The organism is Bradyrhizobium sp. SRS-191, assembly GCF_024586915.1.
Lineage (GTDB): Bacteria > Pseudomonadota > Alphaproteobacteria > Rhizobiales > Xanthobacteraceae > Bradyrhizobium.
This window is the reverse complement of sequence record NZ_JANBVS010000015.1, coordinates 21,070-40,650: the sequence shown is the minus strand read 5'-3', so window position 1 is coordinate 40,650 and position 19,581 is coordinate 21,070. Positions and strand designations below refer to the sequence as shown.

Here is a 19,581-nt window from a genome sequence, read left to right as displayed (position 1 = left end):
GGGAGCTCAACCGAGGTTCAGCTCCTTGAAAAAGTCGTTGCCCTTGTCGTCGATGATGATGAACGCCGGGAAGTCCACGACCTCGATGCGCCAGATCGCTTCCATGCCGAGTTCGGGATATTCGAGCACCTCGACCTTCTTGATGCAATGCTCGGCGAGATTCGCCGCCGCACCGCCCACCGAGCCGAGATAGAAGCCGCCGTGCTTCTTGCAGGCCTCGCGCACCGCCGGCGCACGGTTGCCCTTGGCGACCATCACCATCGAGCCGCCGGCGGCCTGGAACTGTTCGACGAAGGAATCCATGCGGCCCGCGGTGGTCGGGCCGAACGCGCCGGAGGCGTAGCCGTCCGGGGTCTTGGCCGGGCCGGCGTAGTACACCGGATGGTTCTTGAAGTAGTCCGGCAGCGGCTCGCCGCGGTCGAGGCGCTCACGCAGCTTGGCATGCGCGGCGTCACGGGCGACAATCATGGTGCCGGTCAGCGACAGCCGGGTCTTGATCGGGTTCTTCGACAGCGTGGCGAGGATGTCCTTCATCGGCTGGTTCAAGTCGATCTTCACGACCTCGCCGCCGAGCGCCTGCTCGACCTCCGGCAGATACTGCGCCGGATGATGTTCGAGCTCCTCGAGATAGACGCCGTCCTTGGTGATCTTGCCGAGCACCTGGCGGTCGGCCGAGCAGGAGACGCCGAGCCCGATCGGCAGCGACGCGCCGTGGCGCGGCATGCGGATGACGCGGACGTCATGGCAGAAATACTTGCCGCCGAACTGCGCGCCGACGCCGAGCGACTGCGTCATCTTGTGGATTTCCTGCTCCATCTCGAGATCGCGGAAGGCGTTGCCGTCCGCCGAGCCCTGCGTCGGCAGCGCGTCGAGATAACGGGCCGAGGCGAGCTTCACCGTCTTCATGCACAGCTCGGCCGAGGTGCCGCCGATCACGATGGCGAGGTGATAAGGCGGGCACGCCGCGGTGCCGAGCGTCAGGATCTTCTCCTTCAGAAACGCCAGCAGCCGGTCCTTGGTCAGCACCGACGGCGTCGCCTGGAACAGGAAGCTCTTGTTGGCCGAGCCGCCGCCCTTGGCCATGAACATGAATTTGTAGGCGTCCTCGCCCTCGGCGTAGATCTCGGTCTGCGCCGGCATGTTGTTGGCGGTGTTCTTCTCCTCGTACATCGACAGCGGCGCGACCTGCGAGTAGCGCAGGTTGCGGCGCAGATAAGCGTCGCGCGCGCCTTCGGAGAGCGCCGCCTCGTCGTCACCGTCGGTGATGACGTTGCAGCCCTTCTTGCCCATGATGATCGCGGTGCCGGTATCCTGGCACATCGGCAGCACGCCGCCGGCGGAGATGTTGGCGTTCTTCAGGAAGTCGAGCGCGACGAACTTGTCGTTCGGGCTGGCCTCCGAATCCTCCAGGATGCTGCGCAGCTGCTTCAGATGGCCGGGGCGCAGGAAGTGGTTGATCTCGCCGAACGCGGCTTCCGACAAGGTCCGCAGCGCCTCGCGAGAGACAACCAGCATGTCGCGACCGAGCACCTTCTCGACCCTGATGCCCTCGGCCGTGATCTTCTTGTAGGGCGTGGTGTCCGGCCCCAGCGGAAACAGCGGCGTGTGCTTGTAGGGCGGGACGGGCTTGGACTGGTCGGGGAAAGCGGTGGGCGCGTTCATGGCGAAGCTCTTCGGGTTCTTTGGGGTTCTAAAGATGGCCGCCCAAAGCGGTCTTGACAGGTCTGATATCACCCTGGTGTTGGGGCGCAACATATGGTTCGGCATGGCGGCACCGGGGCAGCACCATGCCTACTTTGGTCTGAATCGCAGGACGTGGGTGAGGTGAAAATTGCCCGGGCTCTGCCGGGTGCTGCCTCAGTCCTGGCGATCCCTCGCACCATGGACGATGGCCAACACGGTGATCCGTTGCGCCGTCGCATCTATCTCATAAACCACGATGTAGGGCCCCTCGACGAGCTCTCTGGTCCCAGGGGCGAGACCAGGACGCCCGATGCGCGCAAGTCCCGGCCGCGCGAGATGATTGATGCGGGTACGGATGCGCCGGACCACCGCCGCTGCGGCCTTCGGACTGTCGTGCGAGATCCACGCAAAGATCGCTTCGAGATCGGCGACGGCCGCCTCGTGGATGACGATCTTCATTCGCCGAGCAGACGATCGATCCGGGCGTTGAATTCGTTCAGCGTGACATGAGAAGCGTTCGGATCTCGTCGGCGCCGCTGCACTTCCCGGACTTGCTCATCGCTCAGACCGTAGCCGGCCTGATCCTGCGCTTCCATCAACGCCAGGATCTCAGCCGCATCATCCTGCCGCTCTGCAGGCCACGTGAGGACACGCTCCAGCAGATCTTTCACCTGAGGCTTGCTCATGTTCGACATATAGCAGTTTCTGCGGTGCCCGAAAAGAAGACCACCGAAAAGGTGATGGCGAAGCTCGGCGTCACCAGAGAGAGCCACTTGCTCCGGCTCGGTCTCCAACAGTCCCTCGATCTACGAAATCGATCCACGATCGGCATCGATTGCATGAGAAGATCAAATCATGTAACCTTAGATTGTTTTACTATCCACTTTCGTCCTGGAGGCGTCATGAAACGAGGTCTCGTTGGTGCGCTGACGATCGCCGTTGCCCTGATCACGCTGCTCCCCGGCTCCGCTGGTGCGGTCGGTCCCGGGCGCGAATGCGGCGGCTTTGCCGGCATCCCCTGCAATGCCGGTCTGTATTGCGAATTTCCGGCCGGCCAGTGCGGCCGGTTCGACATGATGGGCGTGTGCCGGCGCAAGCCGACACTCTGCAATCGCATCTACATGCCGGTGTGCGGCTGTAACTTCCAGACCTACGGCAACGATTGCGAGCGCCGCGCCGCCGGCGTGTCGCTGTCGCATCCGGGCCGCTGCTGGTTCTGACCAGCTCGCGCTGCCGCTGACAGTTGCCGCCGGTCTTCAACATGCGGTCACACCCGCCGGCGATCCTGTGCGGCCGTGACGCATCACGCTTGCATGACCCTCGCGCACACGCGACAATGGCGCGGGGGTATTTGGAATGCATTCGACTCTTTGCTCGTTTGGCCGCGCGGCCGGATTTGTTGTTCTCGTTACGTTGAGCAGCGCGCTGCTGCCGCAGGCGGCGAGCGCCGATCGCTGCGATGACGTCGCCAAGGAACTGAAGAACGGCATCGACGGGCTCAAGATCGGCCAGACCGCGGCCGGCACGGTCTATCTCGCTCACCCCAAGGCGCGCGAGCTCACGCTCGGCTGCTCCTCGAAGAACTTCTCCAACCAGCTGTTCGGAAAAACAGACCGCAAGCCGCCGCCGGCGTTCATCGAGCTGATGGCGAGCGCGGCGGCGATCGTGTTCACCCTGCCGAAGGACGACATGGCGCGCGGCGTCAGCCGCTGCTACCGCCGGCTCGGCATCTTCCGCGGCGACGACGTCCCGAGCCGCTACCGCCGGCTCGACATGCGCTGCGCCCGCACCAAGACCGAGTCGTCGATCACGATCACCCGCAGCAAGGACCAATAGACCGGGCGGACCAGGGTGCCACCGGTTTCTCGGGGCAGATCAGCGCCCCGTTCACTATTGGCGGCCGCCACTCACAGTTGCAGACAATTCGACAGGTCCGGTTGACTCTTCCTTCGTTGGACATGGCGACGCTTGGCACAACACCAAGCGAGGAGCTGGACCATGTCCGTTTCGAGCGTTTCGACGTCATCACCGCCGCCCTCACCGCCGCCGGTCTCGACCGAGACGAACAAGCAGCAGACGCAACAGGCGCAAGACACTCAGGCGCAGTCGTTGAAGCCGGACAAGACCGGCGACGAAAACGCGGCCGAGAAGCAGGCGTCGCGTCCACCGCTGCCGCCCGGCCAGGGCACGCGCGTCGACATCATCGCCTGAAGACCCCACACCATCAGGCCAACTTCGTGTAGCGGCGGCGCGTCAAGCGTGCGCCGCTACACGTGTGGGCTGAGCCCTCGGCGAGGTGGTGATTTATCTGGTTTTCACTCTCGGTGCGCAGGCCCCGACTGATACGACCCGCGCGGCTGCCCCTCACCCCAACCCTCTCCCCGTAAGAACGGGGAGAGGGAGCGCACTGCGCACCTTGCTGCGGAGGGGCCGTCATAGGCACTAAATGAACGCTGCTAACTACGCGTCAGCACACTCAGCTCTCAGTCATCCAGCGCCTTGTAGTGGCGGAAGATGCCGTCTTCGTTGAAGGGGATGCGGCGGGGGCTTGCGAGATAGGCTGCGATGTTCGGCCTCGCCGCCACGCGGTCGTGCAGCGCGACGAGGCCGGGGATGTTGCGCTCGAACGCGGCCATCCGGTTCGGAAACGCATAGCGCAGGCCGGCGATGATCTGGAATAGTGACAGGTCGACGTAAGTGAGCCGTCGGCCGGTGACGTAGGCGCCGCCGCTCCTGCCCAGGAGCTGCTCGAAATAGCCGAGGAATTTCGGCACCCGCTCGCTCCAGAACTCAGCGGTCCGCTTCTTGGCGGGCGCGCGCTGGTCCTCGTAATAGAGCGTCGGGCCGAGCGGGTGATGGGTGTCGTGGATCTCGACGACGAAGTCGGTGATCGTGAGCTGCAGCTGGTGCACCCAGAACTGGCCCGGCTCGGCCTTCGGCGCGAGGCCATGGCGGGCGCCGAGGAACAACAGAATGTTGGCGGTCTGGCCGATGACGAGGCGCCCTGCTTTGAGGAACGGCGGCGCGAAGGGCGGCGTGGCGCTGTCCGCCTCCAGCATCGCGGTCATCGCCGCGATCCCCTCCTCCCGCGCGACGTCGCGATAGCTGGCCGCAGCCTCCTCCAGCGCGAGCCGGACATATTCGCCGCGGCCCTGAATCATCGGCCAGTAGTACAGCTCGTAGCGCATGGGCCACCCTCAATGCGATGCGCCCATACGTGGTGCGACGGAGACGGGACGCGGGTCGTTAGTTCGCCGCGAAGCAGTATAGCAGGCCGTCGCCGCCGGTGCTCTTCAAGTCGGCCTGCGAACAGCCGCCGTCGGGGCCGCGCGAGGGATGCGAATTGTTCCATGATCTCGACGGCTCGTCGTCACGCAGGCCGATGCGGTCGGAATGGCCGACCATGGCCGCGCCTTGCGTCGCGCTGGTCCAGTTGCGGCAGGTGCGGTCCTCGCCGGCGGCGAACGCGGTTCCGTCGGCCTGAGAGCCGGTCAGCACATCGTGGCGGTTCGGCGTATCGCCGCGGCCGTTGACGACCTCGCCCTTCTCGCTCAGCGCGGTCTGCTTGCTGAGATTGTTCGAGGAGCTGTGCAGATCGGCGACGTCCTTGGCGATGACAACGCCCTTGGCGTTCTGCCACGGGCCCTTGCCGATACGGTCGCGCGCATTGACCGCCGGCTGGCCGTCGGCCGCCTGGGTGGAGAGATAGGCGCGCCAGGTTTTGGCGCCGGCGCCGGCCGCCTGCGCCAGGCTCTGGCAATGCTTGTCTGCGCCGGCGAGGCCGCCGAGATTGCCGCCTTGGCCGGGGCCGTTGCTGGTCAGGAAGAAGCTCATGTCGGCGCTGTCGGCCGACGCGGGCGCGATCAGGCCGGGCGCGAGCGAGGTACCGGCGAGCAGCGCGCTCGCGATCATGAAGCTGCGGATCGATGTCATGGTGTCCTCCCTCGTGGACGTGATGCCGGCGCATCGCTTGGGCGCGATGTCGTGTCTCGCTGTGGAACCCATTTCCGCCCGCATTATTCCGCCGGCACGAGGGCAAAGCAAAGGCGCCGCGGATGGCTCCGCGGCGCCTGATGATCATTCCTGCCGTTCGCTCAGCCGACCTGCTGGATCGCCGACAGCTGCCAGTCGGCGCCGGGGTGACGCAGGAAGGTCCAGACCTCCGTGGCCTCCTGCGGCTGGTCGGAGCCGTCGACCACGCGGCCCGAGGCGCGCTCGATGGTCTTGTCGGCCAGTGTGAACCGCAGCGCCACCGTGGCGTAGTCGGCGCCGTTCTCGCGCCAGGCCTCCGAAAGATCGCCCTGCAAGAGCTTTACGCCGGTGACCTTGTTGACCACGCCGCGGGCCTGGTTCTGCTCGAGATCGCGCTCGAAATACGAGGCCATCTCGGGCGTCGACAGCAGGCGGAGGCGGCCGACGTCCTCGTTCGACCAGGCCGACTGGATGTCGCCGAGCAGCCGCTCGAACGCCTCATAGTCGGCCGGCTGGATCTGCAGCGGCGGCTGGTTGCTGCCGCCACCGAAACCACCGAAGCCGCCACCGAGGCCGCTCAGGCCCGAACGGAAGCTCTGCTGGCCATCAGCCGGTGCCGGACCGGCTGCGTAGGCCGGCTGGTTGCGGCGCTGCCACCAGGCCATCGCGAACCGCACGACCAGCACCACGAGCAGGACCTGCAGGATCAGGCCGATGATCGAGGCGAAACCGCCGAGGCCCGAGAACAGGCCGCCGCCGAACAGCATGCCGAACAGACCGGCGCCGAGGAAGCCGGCGGCGAGACCGCCCAGGAGACCACCGGCGCGGCCGCCGAACAGGCCGCCGCGCGACGGCGCAGCCTGATTGAAGCCGCCGGGCTGGCCCGGCTGGGTGATGGTGCGGTTGAACTGCGACGCCGATCCCGGCGCGGTTGCGGTCGGAGGCGGCGCGGAGAAGGTACGCGTGCCGCGGGAGCCCGAGCTGGAGCCGCCGCCGATCCGGGCGTCGGCCGCCGAGACGGCGAGCACCGTCGGCAGCGCCAATGAAAGGGCCACGGCCATCGCCTTGAGGAGGCCGCTTTTGCGCTGCATGAAGCTCATCTTCGTTTCCCATAAGCCCCCGGAATGGGGATGCCCGTAAGATGGGCAGTCCGGACCGAAAAGGAAGGCGGCACGAAGCCGCGCGGCTGCGGCTCTGGGTCGCGGGATGAACCCGCTCGCCTGCCTTGTCCGGCCCTTCCGGTAACCTATTGCGGCGCCATTGTTTCCTTCACCGCGGCCACCAACTGGCTGAGCGTGAAGGGTTTCGGCAGGAAGGCGAACTGCTGGTTCTCCGGCAGGCTCTTCTCGAACGCATCCTCGGCATAGCCCGAGACGAAGATGATCTTGATGTCCGGATTCTTCTCCCGCATCACCTTCAACAGCGTCGGCCCGTCCATCTCCGGCATCACGACATCCGACACGACGAGATCCAGCTCGCCGTTGCACTCCTCCAGCGCCTCCATGGCCTCGATGCCGTTGGAAGCCTCGATGACGCTGTAGCCGCGCGAGCGCAGGCCGCGCGCGTTCAGCGCCCGCAGGCCCTCCTCGTCCTCGACCAGCAGGATCGTCCCCTGCCCGGTCAGGTCGGCGCGCGGCTTCGGCGCCTCGGCAGCGGGAGCGGCCTCCTTGGCGGCGCCGTTGACAGCCTGCGGCTCGGCCTGGACCTCGGGCACGACGTGATGGCGCGGCAGGAAGATCTGGAACGAGGTTCCCTTGCCGAGCTCGCTGTCGACGTAGATGAAGCCGCCGGTCTGCTTGATGATGCCGTAGACGGTCGACAGGCCAAGGCCGGTGCCCTTGCCGACCTCCTTGGTCGAGAAGAACGGCTCGAAGATCTTCTCGCGGATTTCAGCGGGAATTCCGGTGCCGGTATCGCTGATCTCGATCTTGACGTAGTCGGCGACCGGCATGCCCTTGTAGCCGCCCTGCGCGGCTTCCTCGGCCGAGACGTTGGCGGTGCGCACCGAGAGCTTGCCGCCATCGGGCATCGCATCGCGGGCGTTGACCGCGAGGTTCACGATCACCTGCTCGAACTGCGAGACGTCGACCTTGACCGGCCAGAGGTCGCGGCCATGGGCGAGATCGAGCTTGACCTTCTCGCCGATGAGGCGGCGCAGCAGCATGGTTAGATCCGACAGCGCATCGCCGAGATCGAGCACCTGCGGGCGCAGGGTCTGGCGGCGCGAGAACGCGAGCAGCTGGCGGACGAGCGTGGCGGCGCGCGTCGCATTCTGCTTGATCTGCATGATGTCCTGGAACGACGGGTCGGTCGGCTTGTGCGCGTTCAGCAGGAAGTCGTTGGCCATCATGATGGCCGAGAGCACGTTGTTGAAGTCGTGGGCGATGCCGCCGGCGAGCTGGCCGACCATCTCCATCTTCTGCGACTGGTTGATCTGGTTCTCCAGCGCCCGCCGCTCGGTGGTCTCGAGCAGATAGACGATGGCGGCTTCGGTCTCGCGTTCGTCCTCGTCGACGGCGGTGACGAAGAACTGGCCGAAGCGCTCCTTGGCGCCCTCCAGCATCACCTCGACCGGCGGAATGTCCGCCTGGCCTTCGGAGGCTTGGTTGATCGCGGCGATCAGGAGATGCCGGTCGCGCTGGCTGACGGTGCGGAAGATCGACTTCGCCGCGGCGACGTCGCCGCTGACGCTCTGCGCCAGCTTGGCGTAGCGCGCATTCGCGCGCACCACGGCGCCGCCGCGGTCGACGGTCGCGATCGCCATCGGCGTGTGGTCGAAGAAGCGCATGAAGCGCACCTCGGCGGCGCGCTCCGGATCGGAGCGCTCGTCGCGGGCGCGGCTGATGACCAGGGTGCGCGAGGCGCCGGGCTTGCCGTCGGCGCCGAAGGCGAGCTTGTGATAGAGCCGCGCCGGCATGGTCTTGCCGCCGCGCATCTTCAGGTCGATGTCGAACACCTCGGTGCGGACCTCGCCGGGCACCGCGACGATCGAGGTCAGCAGCGAAGCGCCGTCTCCGGAGACGACGTCGACGAGCTTGAGCCCACCGGAACCGATCTCGGCGAGATCGTAGTCCAGCCAGTTGGCGAGCGTCGCATTGACGTAGACGAGGCTGCCTTCGGGATTGACCGAGAAGAAACCGCAGGGCGCGTGGTCGAGATACTCGATCGCATGCTGCAGTTCCTGGAATACGTCCTCCTGGCGCTCGCGATCCCGGGTGATGTCGGCGATCGACCACACGGCGTAGCGGGCGTAGCGCTTGGTCTGACCGAGCGGGCGGACGCGCATGCGCAGCCAGCGGCCCTGGCCGCCCTCGGCTGCGGTGATGCGCACCTCCTCCTGCTGCCGCTTGCCCTCGCGCGCGGCCTTCAGCAGGCGGAACACGGCCTCCGAAACGTCGGGATTGCCGATGAAGACGCGCTCGACGGGGCGCGCCTCCTGCGGCCCCGCAGCGCCGGTCATGCTGAGATAGGCGGCGTTGGCATAGACCACATGGCCCCGCGCATCGGTCACGGCGAGGCCGTCGAAGGCGTGATCGGCGATCGCGCCCATCACGGGATCATCGACCGCCTTGTCGGCGAAGCGGACGATGCCGGCGGCAAAGGCGAACAGGTTGAACAGGCCGACGGTGGCGAGCAGCGACAGCAGGCCGAGGATATAGGGCTGCGCCTGGTTGCGGCCGATCGTCATCAGCGCGATCGCCACCGCGACGAGGCCGAACGCCACCAACAGGATCAGCAGAATGCTGCCGCTGCGGCGCGGCCGCTCCGGCAGGCTCACCTGGTCCGGTGATGCTTCGTTGTCTTTATCGACGCTCATGGCGTGAGGACGCGACCTGTCGGCTAGGAGCCCCAGCCCGTTCACGCGGCTCCCGCTTCCACCTGCCTGAATCGACGGGTCAAGCGCAAGCCCGTCAAGCCGATATTCCATGATTTATCCGTATTTTGCGGCCCGTTCCGGGACCTGCTCGGTTGTCATCGCGGCCGCCCCGAGAGGTTGCGCCGCAGCCCCATCACGTAGCCGATGATCTCCGCCACCGCGTGATAATGTTCCACCGGGATCTCCTCATCGATCTCGACGGTTGCATACAGCGCGCGCGCCAGCGGCACGTTCTCGACGATCGGGATGTCGTGGGCCTTGGCGATCTCGCGGATCTTGAAGGCGATGTTGTCGACGCCCTTGGCGACGCAGACCGGCGCCGACATGCCGCGCTCGTAGGACAGCGCGACCGAGTAGTGGGTCGGGTTGGTGATGATCACGGAGGCCTTGGGAACCGCGGCCATCATGCGCTTCTTCATGCGCTGCTGGCGGATCTGGCGGATGCGGCCCTTGACGTGCGGATCGCCTTCCGACTGCTTGAACTCCTCCTTCATCTCCTGCAGCGACATCTTCTGGCGCTCGTACCATTGGCGGTACTGGAACAGATAGTCGCCGATCGCGACCAGCGCGAGCAATGCGACCACCGAGCCCATCAGATGCTTAGTCAGCGAGATGGTGACGCCGAGCAGTTCGCTGACGTCGAGATGCAGCAGCGATTCCAGGCGCAGCCGCTCCGGCCACAGGATCATCACCATGACCGTGCCGAGCAGCACGAGCTTGAAGACGCCCTTGGCGAAATTCGCAGCCGCCTGCTTGCCGAACAGCCGCTTGGCGCCGGAGAGCGGCGAGATCTTGCTGAAGGTCGGCTTCAGCGGCTCGCCCGACCACACCAGGCGGTGCTGCATCATGTTTCCGGCGATCGCCGCCAGCATCACCATCAGGATCGGCACGCCGATGGCCGCGATCACGGTGAACGACAGGCTGCGCGCCAGCGCCAGCAGGCCGGCGCCGTCGGTGTGGATCATCCAGGAATTGGCGATCAGATTGCGCATCGGCACCAGCACGGCGGCGCCGATCGAGCCCGAGAACATCGACATCACGAGCGTCGCGGCCGCGATCACGAACCAGGTGTTGAGTTCCTGGCTCTTGACGACGTCGCCGCGCTCGAGCGCCTGGTCGAGACGTTTTTGCGTCGGGTCTTCTGTTTTGTCCTCGGAATCGCCCTCATCGGCCATCGGTCAGGCTCCCCTCACCGCGGCATCATCTCGTGAAGGACGCCTTCGAAATAGCCGAGAAACGAGCCCATCATCGCCGTCAGCACCGCCGCGAAGATGAGAAAGCCGATCAGGATCGAGAGCGGCGCGCCGACGAAATACACCTGCATCTGCGGCATCAGCCGCGCCAGCACACCCAGCCCGATGTTGAAGACGAGACCGAACACCAGGAACGGCGCCGACAATTGCAGCCCGATCTTGAAGGCGCCGGCAAACGCCTTGGTCGCCAGCGAGGCGACGTCGCCGCTCGGAATCAACTCGCCGGGCGCGAAGATCTTGTAGCTGTCGCTCAGCGCCGCAATCACCAGATGATGGCTGTCGGTCGAGAACAGCAAGGTCACGCCGAGCATGGTGAGGAAGTTGCCGATCAGGACGCCCTGCTGTCCTTGCGTCGGATCGACCGCGGTGACGAAGCCGAGCCCCATCTGCTGGGCGATCACCGAGCCCGCGACCTGCAGCGCCGACAGCGTCACCCGCGCGGTCGCGCCGAGCACGATCCCGATCAGGATCTCGTGCACCATCATGACGACGAGCGGCGAGATCGCCTGCAGATCGATCTGATAGGCCTGACGGTGCAGCGGCAGCACGACCATCGTCAGCAGCAGCGCGATGGCGAGCTTGATGCGGACGGGGATGTTGACCTCGCCGAACCCCGGCATCAGCATCACCATCGCGCCGATGCGGGCGAAGGCCAGCATGAACGCGGCCGCCAGCGTCGGAAGAAACGAGATGTCGATGCGCATCGTCGGCGGTCCCGGCCCGGACGGCCGCAAAGGTGAGCGGCAGGCCGGCCTGCGAATCGATCGCCTCCCGATTGGCGACCAGCGAAGTGGCGACCAGAGAGCGGCGATCAGAGAAGAGCCGAGCGCAAAGGCCGCTCGCGCCCGGTCGAAAGCAGCAGCGCCCCCCCGCGCCGCCCCTCACGACCGGTCGCAGCGCCCTTGCAAAGGACGGCTCTGCCGCACCGGACATTGCCTCATCCGCCGATGATTCGCGACGAGATCCGCATCATGTGCTGATGCAGCGCATCGGCCATGAACGGCAGCGCCAGCAGCAGCGTGACGAAGATCGCGATGATCTTCGGCACGAACACCAGCGTCTGCTCCTGGATCTGCGTCAGCGCCTGGAACAGCGACACCACCACGCCGACCACGAGCCCGACCACCATCAGCGGCGAGGACACCAGCACGATGGTCCAGATCGCGTCGCGCGCCACGTCGAGCGTTTCAGCTCCGGTCATGTCCTGTCGCCCCTCATGGTCGTCGGCACCTGATCAGGCGCCCTTGCCTCTACACCCGGCCCCGGCATCAGCCGGCACCGCACCTCGCGTGACGTGACGCGTGCCCTCTCGCGTCACGTCCGATCCGATCGGAAGCGAGCTCAGATCGTCATCTTCATCACGTCTTCATAGGCCTGGATCACGCGGTCGCGCACCGAGACCAGGGTCGACACCGCCACGTCGGTCTCGGCGACCGCGGTGACGACATCCATCACGTTGGCCTTGCCCGAGGCCATCGCGACCGCCTGGCTGTCGGACTTGCGTCCGCTCTCCACGACGCTGCCGATCGCATCCTTCAGCACCGAGCTGAACGACGGACCACCCTTGTCGGCCCCGGCACCGTTGCCGAGAACATCGCGCACACGCGCAAGGCCGCCGAAGGCATTGCCCGAACCGCTGGTGTCGAGCACGCGGGCGGAATTCGCATAGGCATTCGCTGCGGAAATTGGGGAGGCCATGACTTTCGTTCCTGTCCTAGGTCTTCAGAATGTCGAGTGTGCGTTGAATCATGCGGCGCGTGGCGCCGATGATGTTCAAATTCGCCTCGTAGGACCGCTGTGCATCACGCATGTCGGTCATCTCGATGAGCGGATTGACGTTGGGGTACTTGACATTGCCGGACGCGTCCGCGGCCGGGTTACTGGGGTCGTATTTGACGCGGAACGAAGATTGATCGGGCACCACCTTGCCGAGCGCGACGACCTTGGCGTCGAGCGCGCGGTCGAGCGCCGTGGTGAAGGTCGGGACCTTGCGGCGATACGGATCGCCGCCGGCCTTGGCGGCGGTCGAATCGGCATTGGCGATGTTTTCGGAAATGACGCGCATCCGCCCGGCCTGCGCACGCAGGCCTGACGTCGCGATGCTCATCGAGCGCAGGAAATCGCTGGAGTCGTTTGCCATGCTTGTCGGTCTCCGTCCTTAACTCCGGCTCAGCCCTTGCCGATCGCCGTCTTCAACAGATGCAGGCTCTTGCCGTAGAGCGAAGTCGCCGCCGCATAGTCCATCTGGTTGGCGGAGACCTTGAGCATCTCCTCCTCGAGGCTGACGGCGTTGCCGGCGGGCCTCGTCTGAAATCCGACCTTGCGATTCTGGTCGAAGCTCGCGCTGTCGCCCGACGAAGGCGCGATGTGCGCGGTGCTGGTGCGCGTCAGCGGGAGCGCGGCAAAGCCGCCCACGGCCTGTCCCGTCGAATTGAACTTCGGCTCGACCAGATCCTTCGGCTTGAAGTTGGGCGTATCCGAATTGGATACGTTCTCCGACAGCACACGCTGTCGCTCCTGGTGCCATTGCATCTTGGTGCGCAACGCCGACAGCACGGGAAGATCGTTGATGGACATGGCGTCGCTCGGTTGTGTCCGACTACCGGACGTTTTCGGTAGGTAGAAATTGCCGTGCGTATGGTTAATGAACAGTTAAGAAACGATGCGCTGCACCCCGGGACTATCCCGGGGTTTTGACGATTTCTTAGGAAAGTGGCGGCCCCGGCGTGCAGCCATGCATCAATTCGGGACGGAGGACGCGGCCAAGAAGTCATTTTGGCCCGGCCGATTCATGGGTTATTAAGATACCAAGCGGCACTTCCTGCCGTTTTGCGTTAACGGGTTGGTTCCGGTTCTGAAGGCCTCGTTCACTGACGCTGTCGCGTTGGACACAGGAGAGACTTCGAAAGGACGCGGTATTTGCCGGGGACAGAGATGCAGGCGCTGACGTTCTTTTTTGCATTCGTAGCCGTGCTGGCACTGATTGGCCTGGCCGCATGGCTGGTTCGGCGATTCGCGGGCAACCGCCTCGGCACGAACCCGAATCGCGGCCGCATGCCCCGGCTCGCGGTGATCGATGCCGCCGCTGTGGACGGCCGCCGCCGCCTCGTGCTGGTGCGTCGTGATAACATAGAGCATCTCCTGATGATCGGCGGCCCGAGCGACATCGTCGTCGAATCGAACATCGTGCGCGCGATGCCGGCGCGCGAGCAGCTGCCGCAGCGGCCCGGCATCAATGCCGAGCCGCCGGCCGCGCGCATCGCGCCTGCGCCGGAGGTCCCGGCCTGGAGCGACAACGAGCCGAAGCCGGAGCCCGTGGAATTGTCCGAGCCGGCGGTTCCGGAACTGCCGCCCCGGCCGCAGCGTCCGTCGTTCATCGACGAGGTCCGCAGGACCGCGCCGGCAGCCGCCGAGCGGCGCGAACCGCAGCCCTCCTTCCCGCCCGAGCCGCCGATCCCGCCGCGTCGTCCCGGGCCCCGTCCGGAGGTCCGCCCAGAGCCGCGGAGCGGCGACGAGCCGCGGATGGAGCCGCGTCCCGAGCGCGGCGCGCCCCGTGGCGAGCCGATGATGCCGCGCCCGTTGCGGGCCGCAGAGCCGCAGCGCCAGGCCGAAGCCCCGCGCCCGCCCGAAGGCCCCCGGCTGCCGCCGGTCCGCGCCGCCGAACGGGCGGAACGGATCGAGCAGCCCGAGCGGGTGGCCGCGCCGGTTCCACCTGCCCCGCCCGCGCCTCCACCGCCGCCGCCCGCGCCGGTGGATCAGAGCGCCGAAGCCAATCTCGCGGAGATGGCGCAGCGCCTTGAGGCCGCGTTGCGGCGTCCGACGGCCGAAGCTCCTCCCGCAGGGGGCCCGCCGACGCTCCGCCCTGCCCGCAACGAGCCGATGCCCGCCGCAGCCGCGCCGGCCAAGACCAGCTTCGAGAACCTGGAGGACGAGATGGCCTCGCTGCTCGGACGTCCGAAGTCGTCTCAGTGAGATCGCGCAGCCTCCCGCGTAGAGTTGTCTTCATTGCTGTCCTGATTGCCGCCGGTGCGTTCGCGGGGAGCGCGGCTGCGCAGGACATCAGTATCAATCTCGGCGGTGCCGGCGGTGGCGGCGTGACCGAGCGCGCGATCCAGCTGATCGCGCTGCTGACGGTGCTGTCGATCGCACCGTCGATCCTGATCATGATGACGTCGTTCACGCGCATCGTGGTGGTGCTGTCGCTGCTGCGCACGGCGATGGGCACAGCGACTGCGCCGCCCAACACGGTCATCATCGCGCTGGCGATGTTCCTGACCGCCTTCGTGATGGGCCCGGTGCTGCAGAAGTCCTATGATGACGGCATCCGGCCGCTGATCGAGAACCAGATCACCGTCGAGGACGCGCTCCAGCGCGCCTCGGTGCCGCTGCGCGGCTTCATGCAGAAGAACGTCCGCGAGAAGGACCTCAAGCTGTTCGTGGACCTCTCCGGCGAGGCGCCGCCGGCAACGCCGGATGACCTGTCGCTGCGCATCCTGGTGCCGGCCTTCATGATCTCCGAGCTCAAGCGCGCCTTCGAGATCGGCTTCCTGCTGTTCCTGCCGTTCCTGATCATCGACCTCGTCGTCGCCTCGGTGCTGATGTCGATGGGCATGATGATGCTGCCGCCCGTGGTGGTGTCGCTGCCGTTCAAGCTGATCTTCTTCGTCCTGGTCGACGGCTGGTCGCTGGTGGCGGGAAGCCTGGTGCAGAGCTACGGGGGATAAGGCGGACGCAACCAGTCGCATCGCGACAAGGCAAGCGTCCGGACAAAGCTGGCCTCGCTCTTTCCCCCTCCATCAACACGCCTCTCGGCGTGCTCATGGTCCGTGTGCAGGACCCCCTTGGGTGCCAACTCCTCATGGCGAGGACCGCCGCAGGCGCGTCTCGAACCATGAGGCCCTGGCCGAGGCCTCGCCCTTCGAGACGCCCGCCTGCGGCGAATTCCTCAGGGAGAGGAGAAGTAGTTCGCTCGACGTTCAAGGCATCGACCGAAGTTCGCCGTCTGATCAGCTCTCCGCTGCGCTCAGCGGCCCGCGATCGCCTGCTTGACGCCCTGGATGCGCGGCAAGGTGCCGGTCGCTTCCGACGGGGCCCTGGCGGCATCCTTGCCGGCGTCCGGTCCCTTGCCGGTCGCATCGGGGAAGCGCGCGCGCATGTCGCGCAGGAAGCCGTCGAGCGTGTCGACACCCGCCGCCATCTTGGCGATCTGGGCGAACTCGGCGCTGGAGCCGCTGGCCGGCTTGCTGGCGACGTCGAAGGCGAGCTTGTCGGCCTCGCCGGTCATCAACGGTGCATATTTCTCGCGGAAGCGCGCCAGGCCGATGGCATCGTCCGCCAGCGCATAGCCGACGACGGCGCGCAGGATGTCGCCGCGCTCGGCCGGATTGAGCGGGCGGAAATCGCGCCAGCGGTCGCCGTAATACAGCTCGATCTGCTCGGACGACTCGCGCCAGCGCCGCGACGCCCAGTAGATGTCCGAGCGCAGCCGGATCGCCTCGCGGCCGGCGACATTGGTGATGATGTCGAGGCCGAGATCGTGGCGGCCGATGTCGCTGTTGGCGCGGGCCTCGAGCAGCAGGCGCTGCTGGCGCAGCTCGCCGGAGAGATCGGCAATGCGGGTGGTGCGCAGCGCTTCCAGCGCGCGGTCGGGCTTGCGGTTGGTGAGGTAGACCATCGCGAGGCGCGCGGCGACCTGGGCGCGCGCGGCGCCTTCGAGACGGTGGTCGACCTGGTATTGGAGGAGCTCGGCGGCCTGGTCGAGCAGGTCGATGCCGACGAGACGGTCGGCCAGCTTGCGGATCATCTCGTCACCGCGCCGGCCGATCGGGGTCAGCTCGCGAAAGCCGTAGAAGATGCTGAGCGCGTCGACCGGCGGCAGCTCGTCCGCCTTGCCGCTCAGGAACAGCTGCGAGAACAGCCGCTGCGCCGCGTCCTGGGCCTGGCGCGCCATGTCGGAGTTCGGCATCAGCCGCGTGGCCTGGCGCGCCGCTTCGAGCGAATCCGCATAGCGCCCGGCTTCTTCGTAGGCCTGCGCCATCATTTGCAGCGTCTGGACCTCGATGGCGTCGCCGCGCCAGGTCGCCTGCAGGGTCTCGAGCTCCTTCAGCGCATCCGCCGGCTTGATCTCGCCGCGCTTCTGCAAGAGCTTGATCTCGAACAGCTTGGCCTCGGCCGCGGCCATGCGATCGTTGGAGTTGACGGCGACGCGATACTCGTCGAGCGCATCCTTCTCCTGCGCCATCGCCTCGGCGAGCCGGCCGCGCAGCACGGCCACGTCGGGCTTCATGTCCGCGGACACGCCGATCACGTCGAGCTCGGCGCGGCGCTTGGCGGCGCCGGCAAAATCCTTGATCTCGAGCGCCGACTTCATCGCATCCGCGATCACGACCCGCTGCAGGTCGAGCGGCAGCGAGGCGATCGCGAACTCGACATTCTTCAGCTTCTCGCGGGCGTCGGCGAACTTGCCCTGCCGCGCAAAGGCGAGGCCCTTCCACATCTGCGAGTCGAAATTGTTGCCGATCGAGGAGGTGGCGAGATCCTTGAGGCCCTGATCCGGACGTCCCATCAGGATGCTGGCGACCGCATGGATCATCAGCATCGCGGTCTCGTCGGTACGCGGATCGTCGTCCGAGATCATCAGATTGGTGATGCCGCGCGCCTCCGGATACATGCCGCGCGCCATGTAGAAGCGCGCCAGCGCCAGCCGCGCCTGGGCGCGCCGCTCCGGCTCGGCGCTTGCCGCCGCCTTGATCAGCAGATCCTGGCGCGGCACGAAGGGCTGGGTCTGGTTCTGCTGCCACTCGTCGATGTCGAACATCGGCCTGACCGCGGTCGGCGCCCGCTCCGGCGAGAAGCCGATGGAGGACAGCGTCAGACCGCCCGGCCGGCCCAGGATCACCTTGTCGGGGGCGATCTCGACGGCGACGTCGTCCGAGTTCGGACGCACCGCGATGCCGTGAATCGAATCGAGCAGCGACAGATCGACGAAGTCCTGGCGCTTGATGAAGCCCCGGATCGGCGGCGGCGCCGTGACGACCAGCAGCGTGTCGCCGGCGTCGGGATCGGTCAGCCGGTGCAGCATCCCGGCCCCGGGGTTGGCGAGCGGGATCATCACATTGGCGAGCGCGGGATCGGTGACGTTGCGCATCACCATCAGCGGCTGCTGACTGGTCAGGCCCTTGTCGGCGAACGACAAGGTCCAGCTGCGGCCGCCGTCGTCGCTGCCGAGCGAATGCATCTGCGGCCGGTTGAGGCGGATGCGGATCGCCTGGCCCTTGTCGAGCGGCATCCGGTTGACCTCGCCGATGATGGCGCCGCCCTTGGCGCGGATCGGCTCGACGTCGACAGGCTTGGTCGAATCGAACACCATCCACACCGTGTCGCCGCGGCGGAACAGCGCTGCCGGCGTGACCTGGCCGAAGCCGAAGGTGAGCCGCAGGCCCTCGCTGTCACGCAGCGCCTCCAGCGTTGCGGCGCCATTCGCCGCCTTCTCGGCGGGCTTCTCCGCCGGCTTGGCGGCTTCCGGCTTGGAGTCGGACTTGGCTTCAGGCTTGGCTGCTTCAGGCTTGGCTTCGGGCTTGGCTGCTTCAGGTTTGGCCGGCTCGGGCTTCATGGCCTCGGGCATGGCCGTCTCTGCCTTGGCCATCTCGGTCTTCGCAGCCTCGGCCTTCATGGGCTCAGCTTTGGCGGGCTCGGCTTTGGCCATCTCGGGCGCGGCATCCGCTTTGGGCTCGGCTGCGGGCTCGGTCGCTGGCGCTGCGATCGCGGGCTTGGCCTCCGCCTTCATCTCCTTGGCAATGGTCTCGGAGGTCGGCTGGACGATCTCAGGCTGCGCCGCGGCCTTGGGCTTTTCGCCGTTCGGCTTCTCGCCATTGGGCTTCTCGGCGGCGGCCGCCTTGGCGCCGGGCAGCGTATCGGAAGAGACCGCCGCGACCTTCTTGTCGGGCTGCTGATAAGCGATGTCGATGTTGTAGTTCTTGTCCTCGCGGAAGGCGTGGACGTCGACCTCGCCGATCAGGCCGATCTCGAGCACGGTCTTGGTGCCGTCGATGCGCTGGTTGATCGCGGCGACGTTCGGCGGCGACACGATCTTGGCGTCGGCGAGATCGAAGCTGAGCGGCGCCGAGAAGAACAGCGACATCTTCTGGTCGTTCATGACCGAGGAGATGCCGACGCCGTCCGGGATCTCGAACACGAAGCGCACGAAGGTCGGCTGCACCAGGGCGCGGACGCGGATCGGCGGCCGCTTCTTCGATTCCGCCTCGGCGCGCTGCAGCCGCAGCGCCTTCTCGGCCGCTCGGGCACGCTCGGCGAGCTCGCGCACGACCTCGGCCGGCAGCGGCGGCGGCGCTCCGGTCCAGCTGTCCGGCAAGAGATCGATGAAGACGCGCTCGCCCGCGGTCATGGTGTTGACGCGCACCTTGCGCGACAGCGACAGCCGCAGCGCCGAGCCGTCGGGATCGCCGCGCGCCGAGGAGATGTAGTCGGGCGCCGCATCGACCCAGCGGTCGATCGGAACGCTGGCGGGACGATCGAAGCGGATCAGCAGGATCGAGCCTGCGGTCGTGACGTCGGCGCTCACGTCCTCGGCGAACTTCAAGACCAGCCGCGCATAGCCGTTCTGGGCCGACAGGCTGGCCTCGCCGGGAACCGGCGCCGCACTGGCAGCGACCGTCGACAGCACGAGACCAATGACGATCGCCGACAGCAAAGCGAGGCCGGCGCGCACGCGCGCACGGGCCTTCGACCGCAATCCGAGGGGAGACGTGCGCGCCATGGTCACAAGCTTCCAGTTCG

Annotated in this window: 19 protein-coding genes; 5 read left to right on the top strand and 14 right to left on the bottom strand. The window is 66.7% G+C overall.

Features of this window, described 5'->3' with window-relative positions; all coding sequences use genetic code 11:
- Positions 1-6 precede the first annotated feature (6 nt).
- The 3 genes from NLR35_RS24195 to NLR35_RS24185 all read right to left on the bottom strand — a co-directional run bounded on the left by NLR35_RS24195 (position 7) and on the right by NLR35_RS24185 (position 2,477).
- Positions 7-1,662 carry a fumarate hydratase gene (locus NLR35_RS24195; protein ID WP_257169043.1) on the bottom strand — a complete coding sequence of 552 codons (1,656 nt, stop codon included), beginning with the start codon at positions 1,660-1,662 and terminating at the stop codon, positions 7-9.
- Between the two features lie 195 nt (positions 1,663-1,857).
- Positions 1,858-2,142 (bottom strand): type II toxin-antitoxin system RelE/ParE family toxin, encoded by a 285-nt coding sequence (locus tag NLR35_RS24190; protein ID WP_257169042.1) that lies wholly within the window; start codon positions 2,140-2,142, stop codon positions 1,858-1,860.
- Complete coding sequence (locus NLR35_RS24185; protein ID WP_257169041.1) at positions 2,139-2,477, bottom strand: hypothetical protein; 339 nt, start codon at positions 2,475-2,477, stop codon at positions 2,139-2,141. Before NLR35_RS24185 ends, NLR35_RS24190 begins: the two co-directional genes overlap by 4 nt.
- A 108-nt stretch (positions 2,478-2,585) precedes the next feature.
- Here NLR35_RS24185 and NLR35_RS24180 point away from each other — a divergent pair, with 108 nt between their 5' ends.
- From NLR35_RS24180 to NLR35_RS24170, 3 genes are all read left to right on the top strand, one after another.
- Entirely contained in the window at positions 2,586-2,903 is a 318-nt protein-coding gene (locus tag NLR35_RS24180) for a hypothetical protein (RefSeq protein ID WP_257169040.1), read from the top strand.
- Between the two features lie 136 nt (positions 2,904-3,039).
- A complete protein-coding gene (locus NLR35_RS24175; RefSeq protein WP_257169039.1) occupies positions 3,040-3,519 on the top strand; it encodes a hypothetical protein in 480 nt (159 codons plus the stop codon).
- A gap of 162 nt (positions 3,520-3,681) precedes the next feature.
- On the top strand, positions 3,682-3,894 hold the full coding sequence (locus tag NLR35_RS24170) for a hypothetical protein (protein ID WP_257169038.1): 213 nt from the start codon (positions 3,682-3,684) through the stop codon (positions 3,892-3,894).
- A gap of 272 nt (positions 3,895-4,166) precedes the next feature.
- Here NLR35_RS24170 and NLR35_RS24165 read toward each other — a convergent pair whose 3' ends face one another.
- The 10 genes from NLR35_RS24165 to flgB form a co-directional block, all read right to left on the bottom strand.
- Positions 4,167-4,871, bottom strand: a complete 705-nt coding sequence (locus tag NLR35_RS24165) for a glutathione S-transferase (protein WP_257169037.1) — start codon at positions 4,869-4,871, stop codon at positions 4,167-4,169.
- 58 nt (positions 4,872-4,929) lie between these two features.
- Positions 4,930-5,616: a lectin gene (locus NLR35_RS24160; RefSeq protein ID WP_257169036.1), complete on the bottom strand. Its 687-nt coding sequence runs from the start codon at positions 5,614-5,616 to the stop codon at positions 4,930-4,932.
- Positions 5,617-5,777: 161 nt separating this feature from the next.
- Positions 5,778-6,746, bottom strand: a complete 969-nt coding sequence (locus NLR35_RS24155; protein WP_257169182.1) for a Tim44 domain-containing protein — start codon at positions 6,744-6,746, stop codon at positions 5,778-5,780.
- A 155-nt stretch (positions 6,747-6,901) separates the two neighbouring features.
- Entirely contained in the window at positions 6,902-9,472 is a 2,571-nt protein-coding gene (gene cckA, locus NLR35_RS24150; RefSeq protein ID WP_257169035.1) for a cell cycle histidine kinase CckA, read from the bottom strand.
- 155 nt (positions 9,473-9,627) lie between these two features.
- On the bottom strand, positions 9,628-10,707 hold the full coding sequence (gene flhB, locus NLR35_RS24145) for a flagellar biosynthesis protein FlhB (protein WP_257169034.1): 1,080 nt from the start codon (positions 10,705-10,707) through the stop codon (positions 9,628-9,630).
- 14 nt (positions 10,708-10,721) lie between these two features.
- Positions 10,722-11,489 (bottom strand): flagellar biosynthetic protein FliR, encoded by a 768-nt coding sequence (gene fliR, locus NLR35_RS24140; protein WP_257169033.1) that lies wholly within the window; start codon positions 11,487-11,489, stop codon positions 10,722-10,724.
- Between the two features lie 233 nt (positions 11,490-11,722).
- Positions 11,723-11,986: a flagellar biosynthesis protein FliQ gene (gene fliQ, locus NLR35_RS24135; RefSeq protein ID WP_257169032.1), complete on the bottom strand. Its 264-nt coding sequence runs from the start codon at positions 11,984-11,986 to the stop codon at positions 11,723-11,725.
- 140 nt (positions 11,987-12,126) lie between these two features.
- On the bottom strand, positions 12,127-12,483 hold the full coding sequence (fliE, locus tag NLR35_RS24130; RefSeq protein ID WP_257169031.1) for a flagellar hook-basal body complex protein FliE: 357 nt from the start codon (positions 12,481-12,483) through the stop codon (positions 12,127-12,129).
- A 16-nt stretch (positions 12,484-12,499) separates the two neighbouring features.
- On the bottom strand, positions 12,500-12,925 hold the full coding sequence (flgC, locus tag NLR35_RS24125; protein WP_006614994.1) for a flagellar basal body rod protein FlgC: 426 nt from the start codon (positions 12,923-12,925) through the stop codon (positions 12,500-12,502).
- Positions 12,926-12,954: 29 nt separating this feature from the next.
- Positions 12,955-13,362, bottom strand: coding sequence for a flagellar basal body rod protein FlgB (flgB, locus tag NLR35_RS24120; RefSeq protein ID WP_257169030.1), 408 nt, complete (start codon positions 13,360-13,362; stop codon positions 12,955-12,957).
- Positions 13,363-13,719: 357 nt separating this feature from the next.
- On the opposite strand from flgB, the gene NLR35_RS24115 reads away from it, so the two are divergent.
- Entirely contained in the window at positions 13,720-14,757 is a 1,038-nt protein-coding gene (locus tag NLR35_RS24115) for a flagellar biosynthetic protein FliO (protein ID WP_257169029.1), read from the top strand.
- Positions 14,754-15,509, top strand: coding sequence for a flagellar type III secretion system pore protein FliP (gene fliP / locus NLR35_RS24110; RefSeq protein ID WP_006614450.1), 756 nt, complete (start codon positions 14,754-14,756; stop codon positions 15,507-15,509). Before NLR35_RS24115 ends, fliP begins: the two co-directional genes overlap by 4 nt.
- A gap of 299 nt (positions 15,510-15,808) precedes the next feature.
- Here the strand turns inward: fliP and NLR35_RS24105 are convergent, their stop codons facing one another.
- A complete protein-coding gene (locus NLR35_RS24105; protein ID WP_257169028.1) occupies positions 15,809-19,561 on the bottom strand; it encodes a tetratricopeptide repeat protein in 3,753 nt (1,250 codons plus the stop codon).
- Positions 19,562-19,581 lie beyond the last annotated feature (20 nt).

Coding starts and splice junctions, on each gene's coding strand:
- NLR35_RS24180 (WP_257169040.1), top strand. CDS start 2,586: ATGAAACGAGGTCTCGTTGGTGCGCTGACGATCGCCGTTGCCCTGATC.
- NLR35_RS24190 (WP_257169042.1), bottom strand. CDS start 2,142: ATGAAGATCGTCATCCACGAGGCGGCCGTCGCCGATCTCGAAGCGATC.
- NLR35_RS24170 (WP_257169038.1), top strand. CDS start 3,682: ATGTCCGTTTCGAGCGTTTCGACGTCATCACCGCCGCCCTCACCGCCG.
- NLR35_RS24165 (WP_257169037.1), bottom strand. CDS start 4,871: ATGCGCTACGAGCTGTACTACTGGCCGATGATTCAGGGCCGCGGCGAA.
- flhB (WP_257169034.1), bottom strand. CDS start 10,707: ATGGCCGATGAGGGCGATTCCGAGGACAAAACAGAAGACCCGACGCAA.
- NLR35_RS24115 (WP_257169029.1), top strand. CDS start 13,720: ATGCAGGCGCTGACGTTCTTTTTTGCATTCGTAGCCGTGCTGGCACTG.
- fliQ (WP_257169032.1), bottom strand. CDS start 11,986: ATGACCGGAGCTGAAACGCTCGACGTGGCGCGCGACGCGATCTGGACC.
- NLR35_RS24195 (WP_257169043.1), bottom strand. CDS start 1,662: ATGAACGCGCCCACCGCTTTCCCCGACCAGTCCAAGCCCGTCCCGCCC.
- NLR35_RS24175 (WP_257169039.1), top strand. CDS start 3,040: ATGCATTCGACTCTTTGCTCGTTTGGCCGCGCGGCCGGATTTGTTGTT.
- fliE (WP_257169031.1), bottom strand. CDS start 12,483: ATGGCCTCCCCAATTTCCGCAGCGAATGCCTATGCGAATTCCGCCCGC.
- NLR35_RS24105 (WP_257169028.1), bottom strand. CDS start 19,561: ATGGCGCGCACGTCTCCCCTCGGATTGCGGTCGAAGGCCCGTGCGCGC.
- NLR35_RS24160 (WP_257169036.1), bottom strand. CDS start 5,616: ATGACATCGATCCGCAGCTTCATGATCGCGAGCGCGCTGCTCGCCGGT.
- flgB (WP_257169030.1), bottom strand. CDS start 13,362: ATGTCCATCAACGATCTTCCCGTGCTGTCGGCGTTGCGCACCAAGATG.
- fliR (WP_257169033.1), bottom strand. CDS start 11,489: ATGCGCATCGACATCTCGTTTCTTCCGACGCTGGCGGCCGCGTTCATG.
- NLR35_RS24155 (WP_257169182.1), bottom strand. CDS start 6,746: ATGCAGCGCAAAAGCGGCCTCCTCAAGGCGATGGCCGTGGCCCTTTCA.
- flgC (WP_006614994.1), bottom strand. CDS start 12,925: ATGGCAAACGACTCCAGCGATTTCCTGCGCTCGATGAGCATCGCGACG.
- cckA (WP_257169035.1), bottom strand. CDS start 9,472: ATGAGCGTCGATAAAGACAACGAAGCATCACCGGACCAGGTGAGCCTG.